The sequence below is a fragment of the Neoroseomonas eburnea genome (genome assembly GCF_018129005.1).
In the GTDB taxonomy this organism is placed as follows: domain Bacteria; phylum Pseudomonadota; class Alphaproteobacteria; order Acetobacterales; family Acetobacteraceae; genus Neoroseomonas; species Neoroseomonas eburnea.
In genome coordinates, this window is the sequence record NZ_JAAEDL010000009.1 from 88,843 (window position 1) to 110,793 (window position 21,951).

The 21,951-nt window shown below is 71.4% G+C and carries 21 protein-coding genes; 16 read left to right on the plus strand and 5 right to left on the minus strand.

Features of this window, described 5'->3' with window-relative positions; translation table 11 throughout:
• Positions 1-4: 4 nt before the first annotated feature.
• Complete coding sequence (locus tag GXW74_RS11145) at positions 5-1,183, minus strand: efflux RND transporter periplasmic adaptor subunit (RefSeq protein WP_211846582.1); 1,179 nt, start codon at positions 1,181-1,183, stop codon at positions 5-7.
• 172 nt (positions 1,184-1,355) lie between these two features.
• Between GXW74_RS11145 and GXW74_RS11150 the strand changes: the two genes are divergently transcribed.
• From GXW74_RS11150 to GXW74_RS11210, 13 genes are all read left to right on the plus strand, one after another.
• Positions 1,356-2,033, plus strand: a complete 678-nt coding sequence (locus tag GXW74_RS11150; protein WP_211846583.1) for a lysophospholipid acyltransferase family protein — start codon at positions 1,356-1,358, stop codon at positions 2,031-2,033.
• A 154-nt stretch (positions 2,034-2,187) separates the two neighbouring features.
• Positions 2,188-3,561: a 3-deoxy-D-manno-octulosonic acid transferase gene (locus GXW74_RS11155; RefSeq protein WP_211846584.1), complete on the plus strand. Its 1,374-nt coding sequence runs from the start codon at positions 2,188-2,190 to the stop codon at positions 3,559-3,561.
• Positions 3,561-4,547: a tetraacyldisaccharide 4'-kinase gene (lpxK, locus tag GXW74_RS11160; RefSeq protein ID WP_211846585.1), complete on the plus strand. Its 987-nt coding sequence runs from the start codon at positions 3,561-3,563 to the stop codon at positions 4,545-4,547. Before GXW74_RS11155 ends, lpxK begins: the two co-directional genes overlap by 1 nt.
• A gap of 174 nt (positions 4,548-4,721) precedes the next feature.
• On the plus strand, positions 4,722-5,378 hold the full coding sequence (locus tag GXW74_RS11165) for an EI24 domain-containing protein (RefSeq protein ID WP_338148207.1): 657 nt from the start codon (positions 4,722-4,724) through the stop codon (positions 5,376-5,378).
• A gap of 106 nt (positions 5,379-5,484) precedes the next feature.
• Positions 5,485-6,141, plus strand: a complete 657-nt coding sequence (locus tag GXW74_RS11170) for a bactofilin family protein (protein ID WP_211846586.1) — start codon at positions 5,485-5,487, stop codon at positions 6,139-6,141.
• Positions 6,142-6,200: 59 nt separating this feature from the next.
• Positions 6,201-6,701 (plus strand): hypothetical protein, encoded by a 501-nt coding sequence (locus GXW74_RS11175; RefSeq protein WP_211846587.1) that lies wholly within the window; start codon positions 6,201-6,203, stop codon positions 6,699-6,701.
• An 88-nt stretch (positions 6,702-6,789) separates the two neighbouring features.
• Positions 6,790-7,704, plus strand: a complete 915-nt coding sequence (locus tag GXW74_RS11180) for an AEC family transporter (RefSeq protein ID WP_211846588.1) — start codon at positions 6,790-6,792, stop codon at positions 7,702-7,704.
• A gap of 177 nt (positions 7,705-7,881) precedes the next feature.
• The gene (locus tag GXW74_RS11185; protein WP_246523206.1) at positions 7,882-8,886 is read left to right on the plus strand and encodes an adenosine kinase; all 1,005 of its coding nucleotides are present in this window, start codon (positions 7,882-7,884) and stop codon (positions 8,884-8,886) included.
• A gap of 512 nt (positions 8,887-9,398) precedes the next feature.
• A complete protein-coding gene (locus GXW74_RS11190) occupies positions 9,399-9,797 on the plus strand; it encodes a hypothetical protein (RefSeq protein ID WP_211846590.1) in 399 nt (132 codons plus the stop codon).
• 274 nt (positions 9,798-10,071) lie between these two features.
• Positions 10,072-11,910 carry a translational GTPase TypA gene (gene typA, locus GXW74_RS11195; protein WP_211846591.1) on the plus strand — a complete coding sequence of 613 codons (1,839 nt, stop codon included), beginning with the start codon at positions 10,072-10,074 and terminating at the stop codon, positions 11,908-11,910.
• 424 nt (positions 11,911-12,334) lie between these two features.
• Positions 12,335-12,724: a type II RES/Xre toxin-antitoxin system antitoxin gene (gene parS, locus GXW74_RS11200; protein ID WP_211846592.1), complete on the plus strand. Its 390-nt coding sequence runs from the start codon at positions 12,335-12,337 to the stop codon at positions 12,722-12,724.
• 11 nt (positions 12,725-12,735) lie between these two features.
• The gene (locus GXW74_RS11205; protein ID WP_272877274.1) at positions 12,736-13,152 is read left to right on the plus strand and encodes an RES family NAD+ phosphorylase; all 417 of its coding nucleotides are present in this window, start codon (positions 12,736-12,738) and stop codon (positions 13,150-13,152) included.
• 72 nt (positions 13,153-13,224) lie between these two features.
• Positions 13,225-14,076, plus strand: a complete 852-nt coding sequence (locus GXW74_RS11210) for an IS5 family transposase (protein WP_211846593.1) — start codon at positions 13,225-13,227, stop codon at positions 14,074-14,076.
• Between the two features lie 42 nt (positions 14,077-14,118).
• Here the strand turns inward: GXW74_RS11210 and GXW74_RS11215 are convergent, their stop codons facing one another.
• Complete coding sequence (locus tag GXW74_RS11215; protein ID WP_211846594.1) at positions 14,119-15,618, minus strand: flavin-containing monooxygenase; 1,500 nt, start codon at positions 15,616-15,618, stop codon at positions 14,119-14,121.
• Positions 15,619-15,727: 109 nt separating this feature from the next.
• Between GXW74_RS11215 and GXW74_RS11220 the strand changes: the two genes are divergently transcribed.
• Entirely contained in the window at positions 15,728-16,921 is a 1,194-nt protein-coding gene (locus GXW74_RS11220) for an MFS transporter (RefSeq protein WP_211846595.1), read from the plus strand.
• Between the two features lie 348 nt (positions 16,922-17,269).
• On the opposite strand, the gene GXW74_RS11225 is transcribed toward GXW74_RS11220, so the two are convergent.
• Entirely contained in the window at positions 17,270-17,464 is a 195-nt protein-coding gene (locus GXW74_RS11225; protein WP_408903867.1) for a succinate dehydrogenase assembly factor 4, read from the minus strand.
• On the opposite strand from GXW74_RS11225, the gene htpX reads away from it, so the two are divergent.
• Positions 17,463-18,392, plus strand: a complete 930-nt coding sequence (htpX, locus tag GXW74_RS11230) for a zinc metalloprotease HtpX (protein ID WP_211846596.1) — start codon at positions 17,463-17,465, stop codon at positions 18,390-18,392. The genes GXW74_RS11225 and htpX overlap by 2 nt on opposite strands.
• A 323-nt stretch (positions 18,393-18,715) precedes the next feature.
• Complete coding sequence (locus GXW74_RS11235) at positions 18,716-19,258, plus strand: transposase (RefSeq protein ID WP_211846597.1); 543 nt, start codon at positions 18,716-18,718, stop codon at positions 19,256-19,258.
• Positions 19,259-19,533: 275 nt separating this feature from the next.
• Here the strand turns inward: GXW74_RS11235 and GXW74_RS11240 are convergent, their stop codons facing one another.
• Positions 19,534-19,893: a hypothetical protein gene (locus GXW74_RS11240; RefSeq protein ID WP_211846598.1), complete on the minus strand. Its 360-nt coding sequence runs from the start codon at positions 19,891-19,893 to the stop codon at positions 19,534-19,536.
• A gap of 10 nt (positions 19,894-19,903) precedes the next feature.
• Entirely contained in the window at positions 19,904-21,835 is a 1,932-nt protein-coding gene (acs, locus tag GXW74_RS11245) for an acetate--CoA ligase (protein WP_211846599.1), read from the minus strand.
• Between the last annotated feature and the right edge of the window lie 116 nt (positions 21,836-21,951).

Here is a 21,951-nt window from a genome sequence, read left to right on the forward strand (position 1 = left end):
CGCGTCAGCCGGCGCGCGCTGCGTTGGCGGGCACCGCGCCTTCGGGTGGCGCCTGCAGCGGCCGCGGCGTCACCGGCTGGCCCGGGCGGGCGCGCTGGGATCCTTCGACGATGATGAGCTGCCCGACCTCGAGGCCTTCCGTCACCACCACCTGGCCGGCGGGGCCGCGCGAGGTGCGGATGCGCTTCACCTCGACCTTGTTGTCGGCGCCGACCACGAGCACGAAGACGCCCTGCTGGTCGATCTGGATGGCCGATTGGGGGATGACGATGGCCTGCTGCGGCTGCGCCTCGCGCAGCACCACCGTCACGGACTGGCCATCGGTCAGCAGGTGCTGGCCGTTCGGCACCGTCGCCGTCACCATCACCGAGTCGGTGCTGCGATTGGCGGTGACGTCGACGAAGTCGAGCCGCCCGATGGTGTCGAGCAGCGTGCCGTCCGGCAGGCGCACCAGCACCTGGATGCGGTTCGCCGCATCGGCCTCCCCGCCGGCGCTGGCGCGACGGACGCGCAGCAACTCGCGCTGCGTCACCGGGAAGACGACGCGGATCGGGTCATCGCGCACCACTGTCACCAGCACGCCGGAATCCGGCCCCACCACGTTGCCGGGGCTGAGCGGGGAGCGCCCCGCCCGCCCGTCGAACACGGTGCGGATGGAGGTGTAGCCATACTGGATGCGGGCCTGGTCGAGCTCGGCCCGCGCTGCGGCCAGGTTGGCCTGGTTGCGGCTCTGCTCCGTCACGCGGTCATCGAAGCGCGCCTGGGAAAGGTCGTTGGTGCGCAGCAGCTCCCGCCCGCGCTCGACCTGGGTGGTGGCGTTCTGCAGTTCGGCCTCGGCGCGTTCCACCTGCGCCTGGCGCAGCGCCACCTCGGCGGCGAAGGGCGCCTGCTCGATGGTGAAGAGCGGGTCTCCCGCCTTGACCATGTCGCCCTCGTTGAAGTGGCGGGCGGTGAGGTAGCCGGTGACGCGGGCGCGCACCTCCACCTTGTCGATCGCCTCGACGCGGCCGATGAACTCGGCACTGGACGCGATGGGCTGGCGTTCCACCGTGATCACGGCGACGGCGGGCGGCGCGGCGGATTGCTGCTGCGGCGGCGCAGCTTCATCGCAGGCCGCGATGGCGGCGAGCGGAACCAAAGCCATCACCATGCGCCTCGCGCCGCGCAGACCGGCCTTCGACACCCAACGCATCACGTACCACCTTCGCATCGTCTCGCCGACGATCCTGCCACGCCGACAGGCCAGTGCGAAACCATCCTGCGCGGCGTGCGGGCTGCCGGGAGGCTGCGCGGCTTCGCCGCCGCCGCCGACCGTGCTAGGGCCGCGGCGTGACCCTACGCTGCTGCGAATGCCCATGGCGAAGCGCCTGATCCGCCACCCTGTCGTGCAGGGGCTGCTGGCGCGGCTGGTCGCGCTCTACCTCCGCCTCGTCTGGGCCACGACGCGCTGGACGCTGGTGGGGCAGGAACATGCGATTCCCTTCGCCGGCCGCCCGATGATCCTCGCCTTCTGGCATGAGCGGCTGCCCTTGGCGGCGCTCGGCTGGCGCCTGCTGGCCAAGCGCGTGCCGCAGGCCGATGGGCGACGGGCGCAGGTGCTGATCTCCCGCCATCGCGACGGGCGGCTGATCGCCACGGCGGTGCGGCCCTTCGGCATCGACGTGGTGCATGCCTCCTCGTCCAAAGGCGCGGTCGCGGGGCTGCGCGGGCTGGCGCGCATCCTTTCGCGGGGCGGCGTCGCGGTGATCACGCCGGACGGGCCGCGCGGGCCGGCGCGCGTGGCGGCGCCGGGCGTCGCGCAGCTCGCGGCGCTGACCGGCGTGCCGGTGCTGCCCTGCGGCGTATCCTCCTCCCGGATGCGGCTCGCGGGGTCCTGGGACCGGATGCGTTTCCCGCTGCCCTTTGCGCGCGGCGTGGCGGTGATGGGGGCGCCCATCGTCGTGGCCCGCGACGGCGCGGAATCCGCGCTGCCGGCGATCGCGGCGGCGCTGACCGAGGCATGCGAGCGCGCCGATGCGATGGTGGCGGCATGAGCGCGCGGCGCATGAAGGCCGGGGGAGGAGAACCTCCCCCGAACCCCATCCCTTCCTCGTTTTCCTGGCGCTGTCGCCGGCTGCCGGCCCCCAAGGGCGAAAGAAGGAGGGGGGATCGGGGGGAGTTCACCTCCCCCCGACCTTCCTGCCGCAGATGACGCTCGCGGCCACCCTCTGGCGCTGGGCCACCACCGCCTTCGCCCCGGTGCTGAAAGCCCATCTCCGCCGCCGCGCCGCCCGCGGCAAGGAGGCTCCGGACCGCATCCCGGAGCGCTTCGGCGAGGCCGCGGCCCGCCCGCCCGGCCGGCTGCTCTGGCTGCATGCCGCGAGCGTGGGGGAATCCCTCTCCGTGCTGCCGCTGATCGAGGCGCTGGCCGCGCGGGACGCCGCGCTGTCCATCCTGGTCACCACCGGCACCGTGACCTCGGCGACGCTGCTGGCCCGACGCCTGCCGCCCGGCCTGACGGGGCGGGTGGTGCACCGCTTCGTGCCGCTCGACGTACCGCGCTGGGCGGCGCGGTTCCTCGACGGCTGGCGGCCGGATGCCGTGGTTTTCGTCGAGTCGGAGCTCTGGCCGAACCTGATCGCGGCCACGGCTGCACGCGGCATTCCGCTCGCGCTGGTGAACGGCCGCATGTCGGACCGCTCGGCGCGCTGGTGGGGCCGCGCGCCGGGCCTGGCGCGGGAGGTGCTCGCCCCCTTCAGCCTGGTGCTGGCGCAGACCGGGGAGGACGCGGCGCGCTTCCGTGCCATGGGCGCCCCGGCGCAATGCTGGGGCAATCTGAAGCTCGCCGCCCCGCCGCTGCCGGTGGACAGCGCGGAGCTGGCGCGGCTCGCCGCGCTGCTCGCCGGCCGCCCCGTCTGGCTGGCCGCCAGCACGCATCCGGGGGAGGAAGCGATCGCGATCGCCGCGCACCGGCGCGTCGCCGCGGCGCATCCGGGGCTGCTGACCATCATCGTGCCGCGCCATCCGGAACGCGGGGCGGAGGTCGCGGCCCTGGCCGGGGACCTGCCCGTCGCCCGCCGGTCGACGGGCGAGGACCCGGGCGCGGGAACCGCCATCCTGGTGGCCGACACGCTGGGCGAGCTCGGACTCTTCTACCGGCTGGCGCGGGTTGCCTTCGTCGGCGGCTCGCTGGTGCCTCATGGCGGGCAGAACCCGCTGGAGCCGGCGCGGCTCGGCTGCCCCGTGCTGACCGGCCCGCACACCTGGAACTTCGCAGAGATCCTGGCGCGGATGGAAGCCGTCCAGGGGCTTTGCCGGATCGACCCCGGAACGGAACCGGCTGCGGCGCTGGCGCAGCGGCTGGGCGACATGCTAACGAACCCTGACCGGGCGCGGGCTCAAGCCGAGGCTGCCGCCCTGGTAGCGGCCGATCAGGCCGGACTGCCGGAGCGGATCGCCGCGGCGCTGCTGCCGCTGCTGGCCGCGCCGAGGGGTGCGCCGGGCGCGTCGGGCGGCCGGGGGGCGGCGGAACCGGAGGACTCCGGACCGCCGGCAACAAGGATTGTAGGCGAAAGGATCTGATGCGGGCTCCCGAGTTCTGGAGCGGCGGCGGGGGGCTCGTGCCCATCCTGCTCTCGCCCGTCTCCGCCATCTATGCGGCCGCCACGGCGCGGCGCATGGCGCGGCCAGGCTGGCAGGCGTCGGTGCCGGTCATCTGCTGCGGCAATGCCACCGCCGGAGGTGCGGGCAAGACCACGGCGGCGCTCGATATCGCCCGGCGCCTCGGCAACCGCGGCATCGCGGCGCATTTCCTGCTGCGCGGCTATGGCGGGCGGCTCAAGGGGCCGATCCGCGTGGACCCCGCCCAGCATGACAGCACCGCCGTCGGGGACGAGGCGCTGCTGCTCGCCGCCGAGCGCCCGACCTGGGTGGCAGCCGACCGCGCCGCCGGCGCCCAGGCGGCGATCGCCGCCGGCGCCCAGGCAATCGTGATGGATGACGGGCTGCAGAACCCGACGCTGGAGAAGGACCTGTCGCTGCTGGTGATCGACGGCACCTACGGCTTCGGCAATGGCCGGGTCATCCCTGCCGGGCCGCTGCGGGAGCCGGTGGCCGCCGCCGCCGCGCGCTGCCGCGCCGCTGTGCTGGTGGGCGAGGACGAGGCCGGCGCGCTCGCCGCCCTGCCGCCCGGCATGCCCGTGCTGCGGGCACGCCTGGTGCCGGGGCCGGAGGCGGAGCTGCTCGCCGGCCAGCCGGTCTTCGCCTTCTGCGGCATCGCCAATCCGCGCAAGTTCTTCACCACTCTGCAGGAAGCCGGCGCCTTCCTGGCGGGGCGCCAAGCCTATGCCGACCACTACCCCTTCGACGAAGGGGATCTGCGCGACCTGCTGGCCGAGGCGGAAAGCCTGCGCGCCACGCCGGTCACCACGCGCAAGGACTTCGTGCGCATCCCGCCGGCCTTCCGCAACCGCGTGACGGTGGTGACGGTGCGGCTGGAATGGGAGGAGCCGGTGGCGATCGAGACGCTGCTCGAACCACTGGCAGCCAGGGTGCCGATGCCGGCGTAACGAGGGGCCTTGCCCCATGCGCGCGAACATGGGGCGATGAGGGAAGCGGAGAGGGGCGTCGCCCCTCTCCAATCAACAGCGCAAATGTTCGCGCGTATGGGGCGCCGCCCCCCTCGTCACCCCGCCCCGCAGACGATATCCACGCGCGCCATCCAACCGTAGGGCTCCTCGCTCGTGATCACCGCCCTGATGCTTGCCCTCGGCCAGATGGGAGATCCTGCCTTCCGCCGCCCGCTGCTGTTCGGCGTGCTCGGCGCGGCCGTCGCGCTGGGCCTGCTGACCTGGGGCGCGATCGAGGCCGCGGCCTGGGCGGCCGGCGGGACGGGCTGGCTGTCCTGGCTTGCCCAGCTTGGCGGTGGCGCGGCGGCGCTGGTGATGGCCTGGTGGCTGTTCCTGCCGGTGGCCGCGGCCATCGCATCGCAACTTGTGGAACCCGTCGCCGCGGCGGTGGAACGGCGCCACTACCCGGGACTGCCGCCGCCGCAGGGCGCCTCGATCGTCGCGCAGGTCGCCTTCGGCCTCCGCTTCGGACTGAAGCTCCTCGCCCTGCAGCTGGTGATGCTGCCGTTGCTCTTCGTGCCGGTTCTGGGGTTCGTGCTGGCCCTGACCGTCTCGGCCTATGCGCTGGGAGCGGGGATGGTGCAGCAGACGGCGCTTTTGCGCATGGACGGCGCCGGGGCGCGCGCCGCCTGGCGGCGGCTGCGGGTTGCGGGATGGCTGCTTGGCATGGCCCTGGCCGCGATGGCTCTGGTGCCTTTGCTCAACCTGCTGGTGCCGATCCTCGGCACGGCGGCGGCGGTGCACCTGCTGCAACGCTCCACACGGAGCTGAAAGCGCGAATCCTGGGGATAAGCCGGGCAGTGGCGTTGTGGCGGCCTCCGGACGCGTGCTAGCCCCGAGCCTTCACGTCAACACCGGGACTCGAAGGGGCACCAGGATGTCGATCTTTCGTCGCAAGGATGAACCGGGGGTTGCCGCCACGGGTGCCGAGGCTGCGCCGACGACCGTGCCTGCAGCGCGCGACCCCGATCTCGCCGTGCCGCCGTTCCGCCCTTCGGGCGTGACGCTGCCGGCCGCTTCGACCGGCCCGACTGCGCCGAAGCCCTCCGCGCCGCCGGCGGGCGCCACGATGGCCCGCGTCGCCCCGCCGCCGGCCGCCGGCGCGGCACCGGCCCGTGGTCCCGCCCGCACCGAGGCCGTCGAGCGCCGCACCCTGGTGGTCGGCAAGGGCATCAGCCTGCAGGGCACGGTGACCGAGGCCGAGCGCCTGGTGATCGAAGGCACAATGGAAAGCCAGCTGCTGCAGGCGCAGGAGCTGATCATCAGCCATTCCGGCGTCTTCAAGGGCGAGGTCGAGGTCGAGGATGCCGAGATCGCCGGCACCTTCGACGGCACCCTCACCGCCAAGGGCAGCCTGACCATCCGCGCCACCGGCCGGGTGCTCGGCACGGCGCGGTCCCGCCGGCTCTCGGTGGAGGATGGCGGCCAGCTCTCCGGCAAGATGGAGATGATCACCGACGCGCCGGCCGCGGGCACGTCGCCGCGCCTCGCGCCGGTGCCCACGCCGCGCAGCGCCGAGCCCGCTGACGCCTGAGAGGGCGGCCCCGACCCAGCGGCGGGCCCGGGCATGGGGCCGCCGCCGAGGATCGCCCGATGGCCCTGCGTCCCGCCGCCATCCTGCTGCCCCTGCTGGTCCTCGGCTGCGCCGCGGACCGAGGGGAGGAAGCCGCTGCGTTGATGCAGGACGCGCTGCGCTCGGCGCAGGCGAGCCTTGCGGTGGCGGGCGGCGGGGTACCGCGGGCGGTGGCGGAAGCGCCCGCCGCGCCCGCCCCTGCCGTGGTGTCCGTGGCGGCCGCGACGCCGCGCGCGCGCGGCACCGAACCGCCGGCCGCCGCGGCCTTGCTGCTGGGCGCGCGGGCGGAGCAGATGCGACGCATGCTCGGCGACCCGACCCTGCGCCGGCCCGAAGGCGAGGCGGAGATCTGGTTGTATGAGGCCCCGAATTGCCGGCTCGACGTGATCCTGTACCCGGAGGGCGGCGCGCTGGTCGTCGGCCATGCCTCTGCCCGTGCCCATGGCGCCGCCGAGGGAGTGACCGAGGCCGCCTGCCTCTCCGCGATCGCGACCACCCCGGGCACGACGCGCCGCGCATGATCGTCGCCGTCGCGCCGGCGCAGACGGCGCGACCCTTCCAGAGAAGGAGGGGGGCGCCGGGGGGAGTTCCCTCCCCCCGGCCTGTCGCATGACCGCCTGGTTCGACGCCTTCGTCCCCGCCTTCGCCCTGCTGGCCCTCGGCGCCCTGCTGAAGCGCCGCCTGCTGAAGGACGACGCCGTCTGGGCCGGCATGGAGCGCCTGATCTACTGGGTGCTGCTGCCCTCCCTGATCGTCGCGGCCCTCGCGCCGCTCGACCTGTCACAGATCCCGCTCGGCCGGATCGCGGGCGCGATCTGGGCCTCGCTGGCCTTCGGCACGCTGGTTTCCGTGGCGCTGGCACGCGTGCTCGGCCACGGGCATGCGGCGATGACCTCGGTGCTGCAGGGCGGCATCCGCTTCAACAACCTGATGGGCTTCGCCATCGTCGGCGCGCTGTTCGGCGCGCCCGGTACCGGCTTCGGCGCGGTGGCGACCGGCATGATCGTCCCTTTCGTGCAGGTGGTGACGACGCTCGCCTTCGCCTTCGACGGCAAGCGCGGTCCGCCGCGCCCGTCGGCGGTGGTCCGGCAATTGGCGCTCAACCCGTTGCTGCTGGCGGTGGTGATCGGCTTCGCCATCGCGGCGCTGGGCGGCCTGCCGGCGGGCGTCGCGCCGACGGTGCGGGCACTCGGGCAGGCTTCCGTGGCGCTCGGTCTGCTCTGCGTCGGCGCGGCGCTGTCGCTGCAATCCTTCTCCGACCGGGTGGGAACGCAGGCGCTGACCGGCGTGGTCAAGCTGATCGGCATGCCGGCGGCGACCTGGGCCTTGTGCACGCTGTTCGGCGTGCCGCCGATGGCGACCGCCGTCGCGGTGGTGTTCATGGCGCTGCCGACGGCGGCGACGTCCTACGTCATGGCCCGTGCGATGGGGGGCGACGCGCCGCTGATGGCGGCGATCACGACGACGGAGCACATCGCCTCGGTCGTCACGCTGCCGGTGTGGGTGATGCTGGTGGCGCCGTGACGGGAAAGGTCGGGGGGAAGGGAACTTCCCCCCGAACCCCCCAACCTTCCCTGGCACCTGGAGACTGACTTCCAACGTCAGTTCCCAAGAGACAAAGAAGGGAGGGGGGATCGGGGGAGGTTCCCCTCCCCCGACCTCCACGCTATGGGCGGCGATCCCTCAGGAAGGCCCGCCTCCATGACCACCCTCGACATCCTCGGCATCGGCAACGCCATCGTGGACGTGCTGGCACGGTCCGAGGACGCCTTCCTCGCCCGTCACGGCATGGCCAAGGGCGGCATGGCGCTGATCGGGCCCGAGGACGCCGAGCGCATCTACGCCGACATGGGCCCGGGGGTGGAAAGCAGCGGCGGCTCGGCGGCCAATACCTGCGCGGCGGCGGCCGCACTCGGCGCCAGGGTCGGCTATCTCGGCAAGGTGGCGGACGACGCGCTGGGCCAGGTCTTCCGCCATGACATCACCGCCGCCGGCGTGCGGTTCCCGACCGCGCCGCTGAAGGGCGGCGCCCCGACCGCGCGCTGCCTGATCCTGGTGACGCCGGACGGGCAGCGGACGATGAACACCTTCCTCGGCGCCTGCGTCACCTTCGGGGAACACGACGTCGATCCGGTGGCGGTGGCCGGCGCGCAGGTCACCTATCTCGAAGGCTACCTGTTCGACCCGCCGGCGGCGCAGGCCGCCTTCCGCGCCGCGGCGCGCATCGCGCACGCCGCCGGGCGCAAGGTGGCGATCACCCTGTCCGACCCCTTCTGCGTCGAGCGCCATCGCGACGCCTTCCGCGCCTTCGTCCGCGACGAGGCCGACATTCTCTTCGCCAACGAGGCGGAGATCCGCGCCCTCTACCACGCCTCCTCGTTCGAGGAAGCCGCGGCTGCGGCGCGCCAGGACGTCGCGCTCGCCGCGCTGACGCGCAGCGAGCAGGGCAGTCTCATCATCGCTGGCGAGACGACCCACGCCATCGCCGCCGCACCGACCACGGTGGTCGACACCACCGGCGCGGGCGATGCCTACGCCGCCGGCTTCCTGGCGGCGCTGACGGCCGGCCAGGCATTGCCGGAATGCGGCCGCTGGGCCTCCGTCGCGGCGGCCGAGGCGATCTCCCATTTCGGTGCGCGGCCGCAGGCGGACCTCAAGGCGTTGGTCGCCGGCGGGCCGAAGGGCGTGGCCTCCGCGCTCGGCTGATTTCGGCCAGCCGTTCGGCTGGCGCTGTATCACGGTCCGGGTTCCGTGCGCGGCCGCCTCATCTGCCCCGCGCACCATGTCGTCGAGCCTGGCGGGCGACCTCTTTGCCATGGCTCTGCGGCAGGTGAGCGCGGCCGGGATGGCGCCGAAAGGGGGATTCCCTTCGGCCGCACCGGTTCGCGTCCCGACATGGCCACCCAGGGGGCGCCGCCGCGCGCGGAGCGGCGCGCGGGCGCGTGGGCGCGTGCACGGGTGTTCGAGCCGTCCCGGACGCCGCCATACCATCCGACATCCGTCAAGAAATTCATTTTGAACACATCGATTCTTTGTAGTCACCGCACAGCAAGATGGCATTGCGAGATGCATATCCCGTGAATTCGAGATGCCAGGGAGTCCATCATCAGGAATATTCTTCGATCACGAAAATGTAATAACTGTGATGGATGCCGGGCATGAAACCGCCACACTTCTCCTGCTGTTTGGGACATCCAAAAGAGAGAGAGGAGAACATCATGCGCAAACATGCAATTCGCCTCGCCATACTTGGTGTGGGACTGGCGGCGATGCCGGCGCTGGCGCAAGGCGTCCCCGGAAATTCGCCGCTGAACGGCGGTGATCGCGTCGCGGCGCAGGCCGACCGCGTCGGGGCTCAGCAGGTCGATGCCCTGCTGGTCCAGGCCGAACAGGCTGCGCGGCAGGGTCGCCTGCCGCTGGCGAACGAACTGCTGGAACGGGCTGAGACACTCGCCCTGACCCGCTCCACCATCGCGGGCACCGAAACGACGCCGATGCGCGACGGGCCGGTCGCCCGCATGGCTGAGGCGCGCGCCGCGATCGCGCGTCGCGACAGGGCAGCCGCCGCGACGCTGATCGCCGAGGCGGCGAGCCTGTCCCGCGCCCAGGGCCTGTGACGGCGGCCGCGCGGGGCGCCTGGCCTCCCCCCCCCCCCCCTGCCCCGCGCGGCGCCGTCATGGGGCGGCCCGCGGCGACATTCCCCCCGTTCCTCGCCGCGGGCCGCCATGCGCGAAGGGCAAGGCTTTTTTCCTAGCCTTCCCAGCCCTGACGCTTTAAGTGTGCGCCGCAACAATCCGCCCGACCAAAAGGCCGCGCCGCCCGCCCACGACCGGGGCAGGGGTGCGGCTTGCCGCGTACCCGATGCGCGGCGCACAGACCGAGGAGAGCGCGATGAGCGCCGCAGACATCCGCAACGTCGCGATCATCGCGCACGTTGACCACGGCAAGACCACGCTGGTGGACCAGCTTCTCAAGCAGGCCGGCGCCTTCCGCGCCAACCAGCAGGTCGCCGAGCGCGCGCTCGACCGCAACGACCTGGAGCGCGAGCGCGGCATCACCATCCTCGCCAAGTCCACCGCGGTGGAATGGAAGGGCGTGAAGATCAACATCGTGGACACCCCCGGCCACGCCGATTTCGGCGGCGAGGTCGAGCGCATCCTGTCCATGGTGGACGGCGCCATCGTGCTGTGCGACGCCGCCGAGGGCCCGCTGCCGCAGACCAAGTTCGTGCTGACCAAGGCGCTGGCGCGCGGACTCAAGCCGATCGTCGTCATCAACAAGGTGGACCGCCAGGACGCCCGCGCGCACGAGGTGCATGACGAGGTTTTCGACCTCTTCGCCGCGCTCGGCGCGACGGACGAGCAGCTCGACTTCCACACCCTGTTCGCCTCGGGCCGCCAGGGTTGGGCCGATACCTCGATGGAGGGGCCGCGCAAGGACCTCTCGGCGATGTTCGACCTGATCCTGAGCCACGTGCCGGCACCGCAGGTCGATTTCGACGCCCCCTTCGCGATGAATGCGTCGATCCTCGAATCCGACAACTTCCTCGGCCGCATCCTGACCGGGCGCGTCGCGCAGGGCGTCGCCAGGCTGAACATGCCGGTCCGCGTGCTGCGCCAGGACGGCTCGGTGGTCGAGACGGGCCGCCTGACCAAGCTGATGACCTTCTCCGGCCTTGAGCGCGTGCCGGTGGACGAGGTCCGGGCGGGCGACATCATCGCCATCGCCGGCCTGTCCGACGCGACCATCCCGGACACCATCGCCTCCCCCGAAGTGACGGCGCCGCTGCCCGCCATCCCGGTCGACCCGCCGACGCTGGCGATGACCTTCCGCATCAACGACGGCCCGCTCGGCGGCCGCGAGGGCAAGAAGGTCACGTCGCGCCAGATCCGCGACCGCCTGTTCAAGGAAACCGAAGGCAACGTCGCCATCCGCGTGAAGATCAGCGAGGAAGTGGACGCCTTCGAAGTCGCCGGCCGCGGCGAACTCCAGCTCGGCGTGCTCATCGAGCAGATGCGCCGCGAGGGCTTCGAGCTGACCATCGGCCGCCCCCGCGTGCTGACGCGCGACAACCCCGAGACGGGCGAGAAGGAAGAACCCTTCGAGGAATGCCTGATCGACGTCGATGAGACCTACTCGGGCGTCGTCGTCGAGAAGATGTCCCTCCGCAAGGGCCAGATGCAGGACATGCGGCCCTCCGGCGGCGGCAAGGTGCGCCTGACCTTCCACATCCCCTCGCGCGGGCTGATCGGCTACCATGGCGAATTCCTGACCGACACGCGCGGCACCGGGATGATGAACCGGCTGTTCCTCGGCTATCAGCCCTGGGCGGGCGCGATCGAGGGGCGGCGCAACGGCTCGCTGATTTCCAACGCCGATGGCGAAGCGGTGCAGTACGCGCTGTTCTACCTGCAGGAGCGCGGCACGCTCTTCGTGAACCCGGGCGACAAGGTCTATGTCGGGCTGATCCTCGGCGAGAACTCGCGCGACAACGACCTCGACGTGAATCCGATCAAGGAAAAGAAGCTCACCAACATCCGCGCCGCCGGCAAGGACGAGGCGCTGCTGCTCATTCCGCCCCGGCGCATGTCGCTCGAACAGGCGATCGCCTACATCGAGGACGACGAGCTGGTGGAGGTGACGCCCTCGGCCGTGCGGCTGCGCAAGCGCTACCTCGATCCGCACGAGCGGAAGAAGCACGCGCGGCGGGCGGAATCCGAAGCGGCGTGATCCATCCGATCGCCGAAGGGCGCAGGCCGCGCAACGGCCGAGCACCGGAGGCGGGACGAACGTGATGCGAGGGAGGCGCCGCCTCCCACGCGCTCCCACCGCCAGGAAACTCAGTTTCCTGGACCTTCGGGATTGAAGGGCCTCCCGACCATGTCGGCGGGGCGGAACCGGTCCTCGGATCAGCTTCGGGACGCCGTTCGGTATCGCCGGCATCACCACGGATCGTTCGGCGTCTCGCCTTGGCGATCGACCGAGGCTTCCTCTTCCTCCTGACCGATGCGGACGCCGGCCTCGCAGCCATCCGGCCCTGACGTACAGGGTTCCGAGGGCCTTTCGGCCCTCGGCGGGAGGGGTACGGGGAGGGCGGCGGCCTCCCCGCTTGTCCTTGCCCGGCGATATCCCCACATGCTACGGGCATATCGCCATGTCCGCCTTCGCCCTCGACGCCCCCACCCCCGACCTGATCGCCGCCGTCCGTGCCGGCCTGCCGGTCTCCGCGGTGGATGACGCGCTGGCCTCCGGCCGCGTCACGGCGGCTGAGCTCGACCGCCTCGCCATTCCGCGCAAGACGCTGGCGCATCGCCGCGCCAAGGGGCGGCTGACGCCGGACCAATCCGACCGTCTGCTGCGCGTGCTGCGTGTCGTCGAGGAAGCCGAGGCGACCTTCGCCGACCGCGCCAAGGCCGGCATCTGGCTGCGGCGCCCGACCACGGCCCTGGGCGGGGAGGCGCCGCTCGACCGGCTCGACACCGAGATCGGCGCCCGGCAGGTGGAGACCCTTCTGGGCCGCATCGCGCACGGGATCGCTGCCTGACCGGCTGGCGCCTGGTTCGCCGCCCCTTCGCGGACCTGTCCGGGGAGGGCGCGCGCCGCTTCGGCGGCCGCTGGAACAGTCCTGGCCGGCGTGTCGTGTATTTCGCCGATCATCCCGCGTTGGCGGTGCTGGAGGTCCGCGTCCACCTCGACCTGCCGCCGGACCTGCTGCCCGCGGACTATGTGCTGCTGCGCGTCGCGCTGCCCGGCCCGGTGGAGGTGCTGGAAACGCTGCCGGAAGATCCGCGCACCGTGGGCGATGCCTGGCTGGCCGAGGCTCGCAGCCCGGTCCTGAGCGTGCCCTCGGTGATCGTCCCCGCCGCGCGAAACCTGCTGCTGAACCCGACCCATCCGGCGGCGGATCGGGCTCGTATCGAGAGCATCGACCCTTTCGCCTTCGATCCTCGCCTCTGGCTGGGAATCTCATGAGACCTGTGCGCGGATGTGCTTGCTGCGACGCGGCGCGCTCCGATGCCCTGCTGTCCTTGGGGGGATGCGGCGATGGCACGGCGGCGGATTGGGCAGGAGGAGCTCGTCGCGCGGCCGGAGGCGCGCTCGGCATCGTCGCTGTCCGAACTCGCGGCCATGCTCGGCTGGAGGGAGATCGACCGCCACCTGGCCGGCATCTCGGCCGCCGCGAAGGGCGAGGCCGGCTGGCCGCCGCTGGCGCTGTTCCGGGGCTTGCTGCTGGCCACGTGGCACGACCTCTCCGACGTGCGGCTGGCCGAGGCGCTGGACGACCGCGCCAGCTTCCGCCGGTTCTGCGGCTTCGCGGCCCGCGAGCCGACGCCGGAGCGCACCGCCTTCGTCCGCTTCCGGCGCGAACCGGTCCGGCACGGCCTGGACCGCGCGCCGTTCGAGGCGGTGAGGCGCCAATTCGAAGCCAAGGGCGTCGCGGTGCGCAGCGGCACGCTGGTGGACGCGACATTGATCCCGTCCGCCGGCAGCCGCCGCGACCACCAGGCGCGATGGGCCGGGCACCGCCGCCGCAAGCACACCCACGGCTACAAGGCGCACCTCGCCGCCGACGAGGGCGCCGGGCTGGTCCGCGGCGTCGAGGTCACGACGGCGAACGTCCATGACGCAGCCGAACTCGCGGCGGTGCTGCCCGACGATCCGGGCGAGGTGTACGGCGACACTGCCTTCGGCGGCACGCGCTCTGCCAATGCGATCATGCGCGACGCGACGACATGCGACGGGACGCGTCTGCCCGCGCGCGATCGACAGGCCATCCTCGGGAGGGGACGCCCGACCGCATTCTCGCCTGCGCGCCCCCGGAGCCTCAGATCGCCTTCAGCCGCACATCCGCGCACAGGTCTCGTCATGCCGCCAGCCTTTCGGCTGACACCGTAGCAATGCCCTGGTTTCGCGCGCGGCCGCCGAGCCAGCCCCGGCTCAGCGGTAGACGAAAGCCGGATCCGCCAGGTCGATCGCCGGGATCGCGTCCTTCTCCGCCCAGTAGTCGTGGGCGTGCTGCCACTCGGGCTTGTCGCCGCGCTTCGGCAGCAGGTGGTTGCCGCGCGCCACGTAGCCCGAACTGAACTCCTCCGGGTCGATCCAGGGGCCGAGCGGCATGTTGTGGTCCTCCGGCCGCAGCGCGACCTCGACGCGTTTCGCGCCGGTCGCTTCCATGCGGTCCAGCAGCCGGCAGACGAAATCCGCCACCATGTCGGCGCGCAATGTCCAGGCGGCGCGGATGTAGCCGAACACCCAGGCCATGTTCGGCACGCCGGTGAACATCATGCCTCGGTAGGTCACGGTGTCGCCGAACACCAGCGGCCTGCCGTCGATGGCGACGTCGATGTCGCCGAGCACGTTCAGATGGAAGCCAGTGGCGGTGACGATGATGTCCGCCTCCAGCGTCTTGCCCGACTTCAGCAGCAGGCCGGTCTCGGTGAAGGTCTCGATCTCGTCGGTGACGACGGAGGCGCGGCCGGCGGCAATGCCGCGGAACAGGTCGGCATCCGGGATGAAGGCGAGCCGCTGCTGCCAGGGCCGGTAGCGCGGGGTGAAATGCGTCGCGACGTCGTAATCCTGCCCGAGATGTGCGCGGACCTGGTCGAGCAGTTCCTGCTTCACCTTCTCCGGCTCGCTGTGGGTGCGGTCGATGAAGCGCGCCTGCTCGAACAGGATCTTCCGCCGCACGATTTCGTGAATCCATTCCTCGTTGATGCCGAGCATCCGCAATTCGTCGGCGATCTCGATGGCGTTGCGCCCGGTGCGGAAGAAGGTGGGCGAGCGCTGCAGCATCGTCACATGCGCGGCATCATTCGCCATGGCGGGCACGATCGTCGCCGCCGTGGCGCCGGAGCCGATCACCACCACGCGCCTGCCGCGGTAGTCCAGCTCCTCCGGCCAGGTCTGCGGATGCGCGATGCGCCCGCGGAAGCGGTCCATCCCCGGCCATTCGGGCGTGTAGCCCTCCTCATGGCGATAGTAGCCCTGGCACATCCAGAGGAAGTTCGCGGTGAAGCGTGCCGTGGTGCCATCCTTCCGCACGGCCTCGATGGTCCAGAGATTCGTCGCCGAATCCCAGCGCGCGGACCGGATGCGGTGGCCGTAGCGGATGAAGCGGCCGAGGCCGTTCTCGTCGATCACCTCGCCCATGTACTTCAGGATTTCCTCGGCCGTCGCGATGGGCGGGCCGACCCAGGGCTTGAAGCGATAGCCGAAGGTGTAGAGGTCGCTGTCGGACCGGATGCCCGGGTAGCGGTGCGTGCGCCAGGTGCCGCCGAAGCCGTCCTGCGCCTCGAGCACCACGAAGCTGCGCCCGGGGCACTGGTCCTGGAGGTGATAGGCGCCGCCGATGCCGGAAATGCCGGCGCCGACGATCAGCACGTCCACATGCTCGGCGGGCGGCGCCGCGCCCTCCGCGAGGGTCATCGTCTCGGCCATACTTCCGTCCCCTGCTTTGGGCGGCAGCGTATCGGGCTGCGCGCGGCGCGGCAAAGCATTGCGGGCGGCGCGGCTTGTGGCCGGTTTCGCTGCGGCGCAGCATGTCCGCATGACACCTACCACCCCGGACGAGGATGCCGCTTCGAGCCGCGCGCGCATGCGCCGCGTCCTTGCCATGTACGGGCCGGCGGTCTTTGCCGGCGCACTGGCCACCCGCGCCACCGACCCGGTCGTCGCCGAGATCGCCGTGGATTTCGGCACCACCGCGGCCCATGCGGCGCTGCTCGGCACCGCCTACACGCTGCCCTTCGCCTTCGTGCAGCCCGTCCTCGGTCCGGTCGCCGACGCCGTCGGCAAGCGCCGGGTGGTGACGGTCTGCGTCTGCCTGCTCGCGCTGATGCTGGCGGCGTCCGCCGTCGCCGCCTCGCTCGGCTGGCTGATGGCCTTCCGCGCGCTGTCGGGTGCCGCGGCCGGCGGCATGATGCCGCTGACGCTCGCCATCATGGCCGATGCGGTGCCGCTGAGGGACCGCCAGGTGGCGTTGTCCCGCATGCTGGTCTTCGGCATCAGCGGGCAGATCGCCGGCGGGGCGATCGCCGGGCCGGTCGCCGCAGTCGCCGGCTGGCGGGGGATGCTGGTGCTCTGCGCCATCGCCGCCGTGGTTGGCGCGGCGGCGCTGATTTCCGCCAGCCGCGGCGCGACGCCCGAACCGCGCACGCGCTACGACCCGGTGGTGGCCGCCAAGCGCTACCGCGCCATCCTGGCGAATCCCTCGGCCATCCCTCTCTACGCCACGGTCGCGATGGAAGGGGGCCTGGTCTTTGGGTCCTTCCCCTTCCTCGCGCCGCTGATGATCGGACGCGGCATCGGCGGCACGACGGAGGCCGGCCTCGCGATCGGCGCCTTCGGCGCAGGGGGCCTGGCCTATGCCGCCATGGCGCGGCCGCTGCTGACGCGTTTCGGGCCGGCCAACGTGGTGCGGCTCGGTGGGCTGCTCGGCTTCGCGGCGCTCATGGGCTTCGCGGTGGCGCCGGCCTTGTGGGTCGCGGTCGCGGCCGGGTTCCTGCTCGGCACCGCCTTCTACATGATCCACAACGCCATCCAGACTCGCGCGACCGAGCTCTCGCCGCAGTTCCGCGGCAGCGCCGTCTCGCTGCACGCCTTCTCCTTCTTCACCGGGCAGTCGCTCGGGCCGGTGGCCTTCGGGCTCGGGGAGGCGACGGTCGGGCTCGGCGTGGCGCTCGCAATGGGCGCGGTGCTGCTGCTGGCGCTCGCCTGGTTGCTGGCGCGACGGCCAGCGTAACGAGATCGGGACCTTTCGGAACAGAAGGTGATTCAATGGCAGGATTCGGGGAGTTCGCCCCACGGTGAATCAGACACTTGGTCCGAGTCGCGCGAACGAATCGCTGACTCCGTGGAGCCGAGTCGCGTGATCGGCGGATATCAAGGGTTTGTGGCGGCTCAGGGCTGATGGGCACCAGCACGTTCGCGGTCTGTGCGCGGGAGCCGCCCGAGTCGCGAAGGCGGGGGGAAGGGAACTTCCCCCCGCACCCCCCAACCTTCTCTGTCATTTGGGAAGTGACTTCGGGAGTCAGTTCCCAAATGACAGAAAAGGGAGGGGGTTCGGGGGAGGTTCACCCTCCCCCGACCTTCAGAAATCGCTCACCCGCCCCTTGCGTTCCCAATCCCCGAACCTGGTCGGCTCGGGCCCGCTCGGCCCGCCGATCTCCTTCGGTTTCAGCGGTGCCTCGGGCTTCGTGTCCGGCTTCGGAGCGGGCGGGGGGTCGTTGTTTGTCGTCTCGGTCATGGCCATGGTGATGTAGGTGTTCTGCGGAGGCTTGGACATGGGCGGCTACCTGCGGACAGTTGTTCTGCTGGCGGCGCTGACGGCGCTGTTCGGCGCGCTCGGCTTCGCCATCGCCGGGCAGCAGGGGATGGTGCTGGCGCTGCTCTTCGCCGGCGGCATGAACCTGTTCGCCTGGTGGAACAGCGACCGGATGGTCCTGCGCATGCACAATGCGCAGCCGATCGGCCCGCAGGATGCGCCGAGGCTCTACGAGATGACGGCGCAGCTCGCGCACCACGCCGGACTGCCCATGCCGGCGCTCTACGTCATCCACGAGGACCAGCCCAACGCCTTCGCCACCGGCCGCAGCCCTTCCAATGCCGCCGTCGCCGTGAACACCGGCCTGCTCGACCTGATGCCGGAAGAGGAGGTGGCGGGCGTCATCGCTCATGAGCTCGCGCACATCCGCAACCGCGATACGCTGATCATGACGGTCACGGCGACAGTCGCCGGCGCGATCTCGATGCTGGCGAATTTCGGCATGATCTTCGGCGGCAACCGCGACCGGAACCAGAGCCCCTTCGGCCCGATCGCGATGATCCTGATGCTGATCCTCGCACCGCTCGCCGCCGCGGTGGTGCAGATGGCCATCAGCCGGTCCCGCGAATACGAGGCCGACCGCCTGGGCGCGGAGATCTGCGGCAATCCGCTCGCCCTCGCATCGGCTCTGCAGCGCCTCGAGAACTACGCCCACCAGATCCAGAACTACGGCGCCGAGGCGAACCCGGCCTCGGCACACATGTTCATCATCAACCCGCTGAGCGGAGCACGGATGGACAACCTGTTCTCGACGCATCCGCGCACCGAGAACCGGGTGGCGGCATTGCAGCAGATCGCGGCGCGGATGGGACAGGGCGGCGGATGGTCGGCGCCGGCGCCGCAGTCGGCGGGGCCCTGGGGGGCGCGCAGGCGCAATCCCTGGGGGTGATGCGGTTGAAGGGGCGCGGCCCCCTCAAGCTCCTCCGCCAAGGGCCGAAGGGCCCTTGGAACCCGTGACATCGGAAGCCTGGATGGCGCGAGGGAGCGGTTCCGTGTCTGCCCGGGAGGTGCCGCCGGCACGCAAGCGGGCCTGGTGCCGATTCCGTCCGGGTGGAATCGCCTGCGCGGGCTGAGATGTGCGCAAGGACGCCGATCCAGGGTGGTTGCGGCGAGCCGAGGCAGGCGGAAGCCGCATGATCAGGCCCGTGCGCGGATGTGCTTGCTGCGACGCGGCGCGCTCCGATGCCCTGCTGTCCTTGGGGGGATGCGGCGATGGCACGGCGGCGGATTGGGCAGGAGGAGCTCGTCGCGCGGCCGGAGGCGCGCTCGGCATCGTCGCTGTCCGAACTCGCGGCCATGCTCGGCTGGAGGGAGATCGACCGCCACCTGGCCGGCATCTCGGCCGCCGCGAAGGGCGAGGCCGGCTGGCCGCCGCTGGCGCTGTTCCGGGGCTTGCTGCTGGCCACGTGGCACGACCTCTCCGACGTGCGGCTGGCCGAGGCGCTGGACGACCGCGCCAGCTTCCGCCGGTTCTGCGGCTTCGCGGCCCGCGAGCCGACGCCGGAGCGCACCGCCTTCGTCCGCTTCCGGCGCGAACCGGTCCGGCACGGCCTGGACCGCGCGCCGTTCGAGGCGGTGAGGCGCCAATTCGAGGCCAAGGGCGTCGCGGTGCGCAGCGGCACGCTGGTGGACGCGACATTGATCCCGTCCGCCGGCAGCCGCCGCGACCACCAGGCGCGATGGGCCGGGCACCGCCGCCGCAAGCACACCCACGGCCAAAGGGCGCGGGTTTCTACCAACGGCCCTTTGGAATGACCGGTGAGGGCGGAATTGGAGGGGCCCTGCCCCTCCAAGCCACCCCGCCAAAGGCCGAAAGGCCTTTGGAAACCGATACCTGGCGCCGTGCGCCACTGTCAGGATCAGTGCCGAAACCCGCCCTTGCGCACGAAGCCCGCTCCGAAGCGATTGGACTGCCTGAACCGCGCGGCACCAGATGATGGTTTCCAAAGGCCCGAGGCCTTTGGCGGGGAGAGCCCGAGAGGGGCAAAGCTGCTCTCGGTTCCACAGGTCAGGCAACCGGGCCAAAGGTGTCAGAAGGCCAGCGCCACCAGCGAGAACTGGCAATCCCCCGGCAGCGCCGCGACGAAGCGGCGAAGCGCCGACAGGCGCGGCGAATCATCGGCCGCCGAGCCGTAGACCTCGTCGATCAGGCAGGCGATCTCGGGCGGCGAGACCAGCGCGCACCAGCAGGCGTTCGCGGTCTGCCGCCCGGTCAGGGCGCCGGCGCGGATGCGTTCCACCACCTCGGCGAAGACATCCCGCGCCGAGGGCGGGAAGAAGGGGCTGATGCGATAGGGAGCGCCGTCCACCGGAGGGACGACGCCACGCAGCACCGGGGCCACCAGGTCCGGCCCCGCGATATAGACATCCCGGTACCGCGCAGCCTCCATCCCGCCGCCGTCACCCCACCTTGTTGTCGATCAGCTCCTGCACCACGCCGGGATCGGCGAGGGTGGAGGTGTCGCCCAGCCCTTCGGTCTCGTTCGCGGCGATCTTGCGCAGGATGCGGCGCATGATCTTGCCGGAGCGCGTCTTGGGCAGGCCCGGCGCCCACTGGATGGCGTCCGGCGTGGCGATCGGGCCGATCTCCTTGCGCACCCAGGCCACCAGCTCCTTGCGCAGCACCTCGGTCGGCTCCACGCCGGTCTTCAGCGTGACGTAGCAGTAGATGCCCTGGCCCTTGAGCTCATGCGGCATGCCGACGACGGCGGCTTCCGCCACCGCCGGATGCGCGACGAGGGCGCTTTCCACCTCCGCCGTGCCCATGCGGTGGCCGGCGACGTTGATCACGTCGTCGACGCGGCCGGTGATCCAGTAGTAGCCGTCCTCATCGCGGCGGGCGCCGTCGCCGGTGAAGTACATGCCCTTGAAGGTCGAGAAATAGGTCTGACCGAAGCGCGCATGGTCGCCGTAGATGGTCCGCATCATGCCGGGCCAGGCGTCCAGCATGACCAGGTTGCCCTCGGTCGCGCCCTCGAGGATGTTGCCCTCGTTGTCCACCAGCGCGGGCTTCACGCCGGGCAGCGGCAGGGTGGCGGAGCCGGGCTTGAGCGCGACCGCGCCCGGCAGCGGGGAGATCAGGATGCCGCCGGTCTCGGTCTGCCACCAGGTGTCCACGATCGGGCAGCGTTCCTCGCCCACCACGCGGTAGTACCACAGCCAGGCTTCCGGATTGATCGGCTCGCCCACCGAACCGAGGATGCGCAGTGAGGAGCGATCGTGCTTCTTCACCGGCCCCTCGCCGTCGCGCATCAGGGCGCGGATGGCGGTCGGCGCGGTGTAGAAGATGTTGACCTTGTGCTTGGCGCAGACCTGCCAGAAGCGGCCATTGTCGGGCCAGCTCGGCACGCCCTCGAACATCAGCGTGGTCGCGCCGTTCGCGAGCGGGCCGTAGACGATGTAGGTGTGGCCGGTCACCCAGCCGACATCGGCGGTGCACCAGTAGACCTCGCCGTCGCGGTAGTCGAAGACGTTCTCGTGCGTGAAGGACGCCCAGACCAGGTAGCCGCCGGTGGTGTGCAGCACGCCCTTCGGCTTGCCGGTGGAGCCGCTGGTGTAGAGGATGAAGAGCGGATCCTCCGCGTTCATCTTCTCGGGCTCGCAGGTCTCGCCTTCGCCAGCGGTGATCGTGTCCCACCAGTGGTCGCGGCCCTTCATCATCTCGACCGCGCCGCCGGTGTTCTTGGCGACGATGACGTGGCGCACGGAGGGGCAAGTCAGCAGCGCCTCGTCGGCATTGGCCTTGAGCGGCACCTTGCGCCCGCCACGGCGGCCTTCATCGGCGGTGATCAGCAGTGTGCATTCGGAATCCTGGATACGGGACGCGAGGCTGTCGGGTGAGAAGCCGCCGAAGACGATCGAATGGATCGCGCCCACCCGCGCGCAGGCGAGCATGGCGACCGCCGCCTCGACGATCATCGGCAGGTAGATGCAGACGCGATCGCCCTTCTTCACGCCGAGCCGCCGCATGGCGTTGGCCAGCTTGCAGACGCGCGCATGCAGCTCGCGATAGGTCACCTTCGCGTCGCTGTTGGGGTCATCGCCTTCCCAGATGATCGCCACCTGGTCGCCGCGCGTGGCGAGGTGCCGGTCGAGGCAGGAGACGGAGGCGTTCAGAATGCCATCCTCGAACCACCTGATCGAGATGTCGCCATGGAAGTCGACCGACTTGATCTTCGTCGGCTCCTTCATCCAGGCGATGCGGGTCATCTCGCCGCGCCAGAACGCCTCGGCGTCCTTCGCTTCGGCTGCGACCATCGCCTCGCGCCTGGCGGCGTCGATGCGTGCCTTGGCGGCGATCGCGGGCTTCACGGCGATGATGTCGTCTGCCATGGGCTGGCCTCCCTGACCTTGCGTTTCTCTGGCCTGGGATTTGCCGCCTTGCGTTGATTCAGGTCAATCGCCGCATCGGCATGGCGGGCAGGTGCCCGCCCGGTCGGGGGAACCGG

Coding starts and splice junctions, on each gene's coding strand:
- parS (WP_211846592.1), top strand. CDS start 12,335: ATGTCCGCCTTCGCCCTCGACGCCCCCACCCCCGACCTGATCGCCGCC.
- GXW74_RS11155 (WP_211846584.1), top strand. CDS start 2,188: ATGACGCTCGCGGCCACCCTCTGGCGCTGGGCCACCACCGCCTTCGCC.
- typA (WP_211846591.1), top strand. CDS start 10,072: ATGAGCGCCGCAGACATCCGCAACGTCGCGATCATCGCGCACGTTGAC.
- GXW74_RS11185 (WP_246523206.1), top strand. CDS start 7,882: ATGACCACCCTCGACATCCTCGGCATCGGCAACGCCATCGTGGACGTG.
- GXW74_RS11150 (WP_211846583.1), top strand. CDS start 1,356: ATGGCGAAGCGCCTGATCCGCCACCCTGTCGTGCAGGGGCTGCTGGCG.
- GXW74_RS11240 (WP_211846598.1), bottom strand. CDS start 19,893: ATGGAGGCTGCGCGGTACCGGGATGTCTATATCGCGGGGCCGGACCTG.
- GXW74_RS11235 (WP_211846597.1), top strand. CDS start 18,716: ATGGCACGGCGGCGGATTGGGCAGGAGGAGCTCGTCGCGCGGCCGGAG.
- GXW74_RS11190 (WP_211846590.1), top strand. CDS start 9,399: ATGCGCAAACATGCAATTCGCCTCGCCATACTTGGTGTGGGACTGGCG.
- GXW74_RS11220 (WP_211846595.1), top strand. CDS start 15,728: ATGACACCTACCACCCCGGACGAGGATGCCGCTTCGAGCCGCGCGCGC.
- GXW74_RS11225 (WP_408903867.1), bottom strand. CDS start 17,464: ATGTCCAAGCCTCCGCAGAACACCTACATCACCATGGCCATGACCGAG.
- htpX (WP_211846596.1), top strand. CDS start 17,463: ATGGGCGGCTACCTGCGGACAGTTGTTCTGCTGGCGGCGCTGACGGCG.
- GXW74_RS11180 (WP_211846588.1), top strand. CDS start 6,790: ATGACCGCCTGGTTCGACGCCTTCGTCCCCGCCTTCGCCCTGCTGGCC.
- GXW74_RS11170 (WP_211846586.1), top strand. CDS start 5,485: ATGTCGATCTTTCGTCGCAAGGATGAACCGGGGGTTGCCGCCACGGGT.
- GXW74_RS11210 (WP_211846593.1), top strand. CDS start 13,225: ATGGCACGGCGGCGGATTGGGCAGGAGGAGCTCGTCGCGCGGCCGGAG.
- acs (WP_211846599.1), bottom strand. CDS start 21,835: ATGGCAGACGACATCATCGCCGTGAAGCCCGCGATCGCCGCCAAGGCA.
- lpxK (WP_211846585.1), top strand. CDS start 3,561: ATGCGGGCTCCCGAGTTCTGGAGCGGCGGCGGGGGGCTCGTGCCCATC.
- GXW74_RS11175 (WP_211846587.1), top strand. CDS start 6,201: ATGGCCCTGCGTCCCGCCGCCATCCTGCTGCCCCTGCTGGTCCTCGGC.
- GXW74_RS11215 (WP_211846594.1), bottom strand. CDS start 15,618: ATGGCCGAGACGATGACCCTCGCGGAGGGCGCGGCGCCGCCCGCCGAG.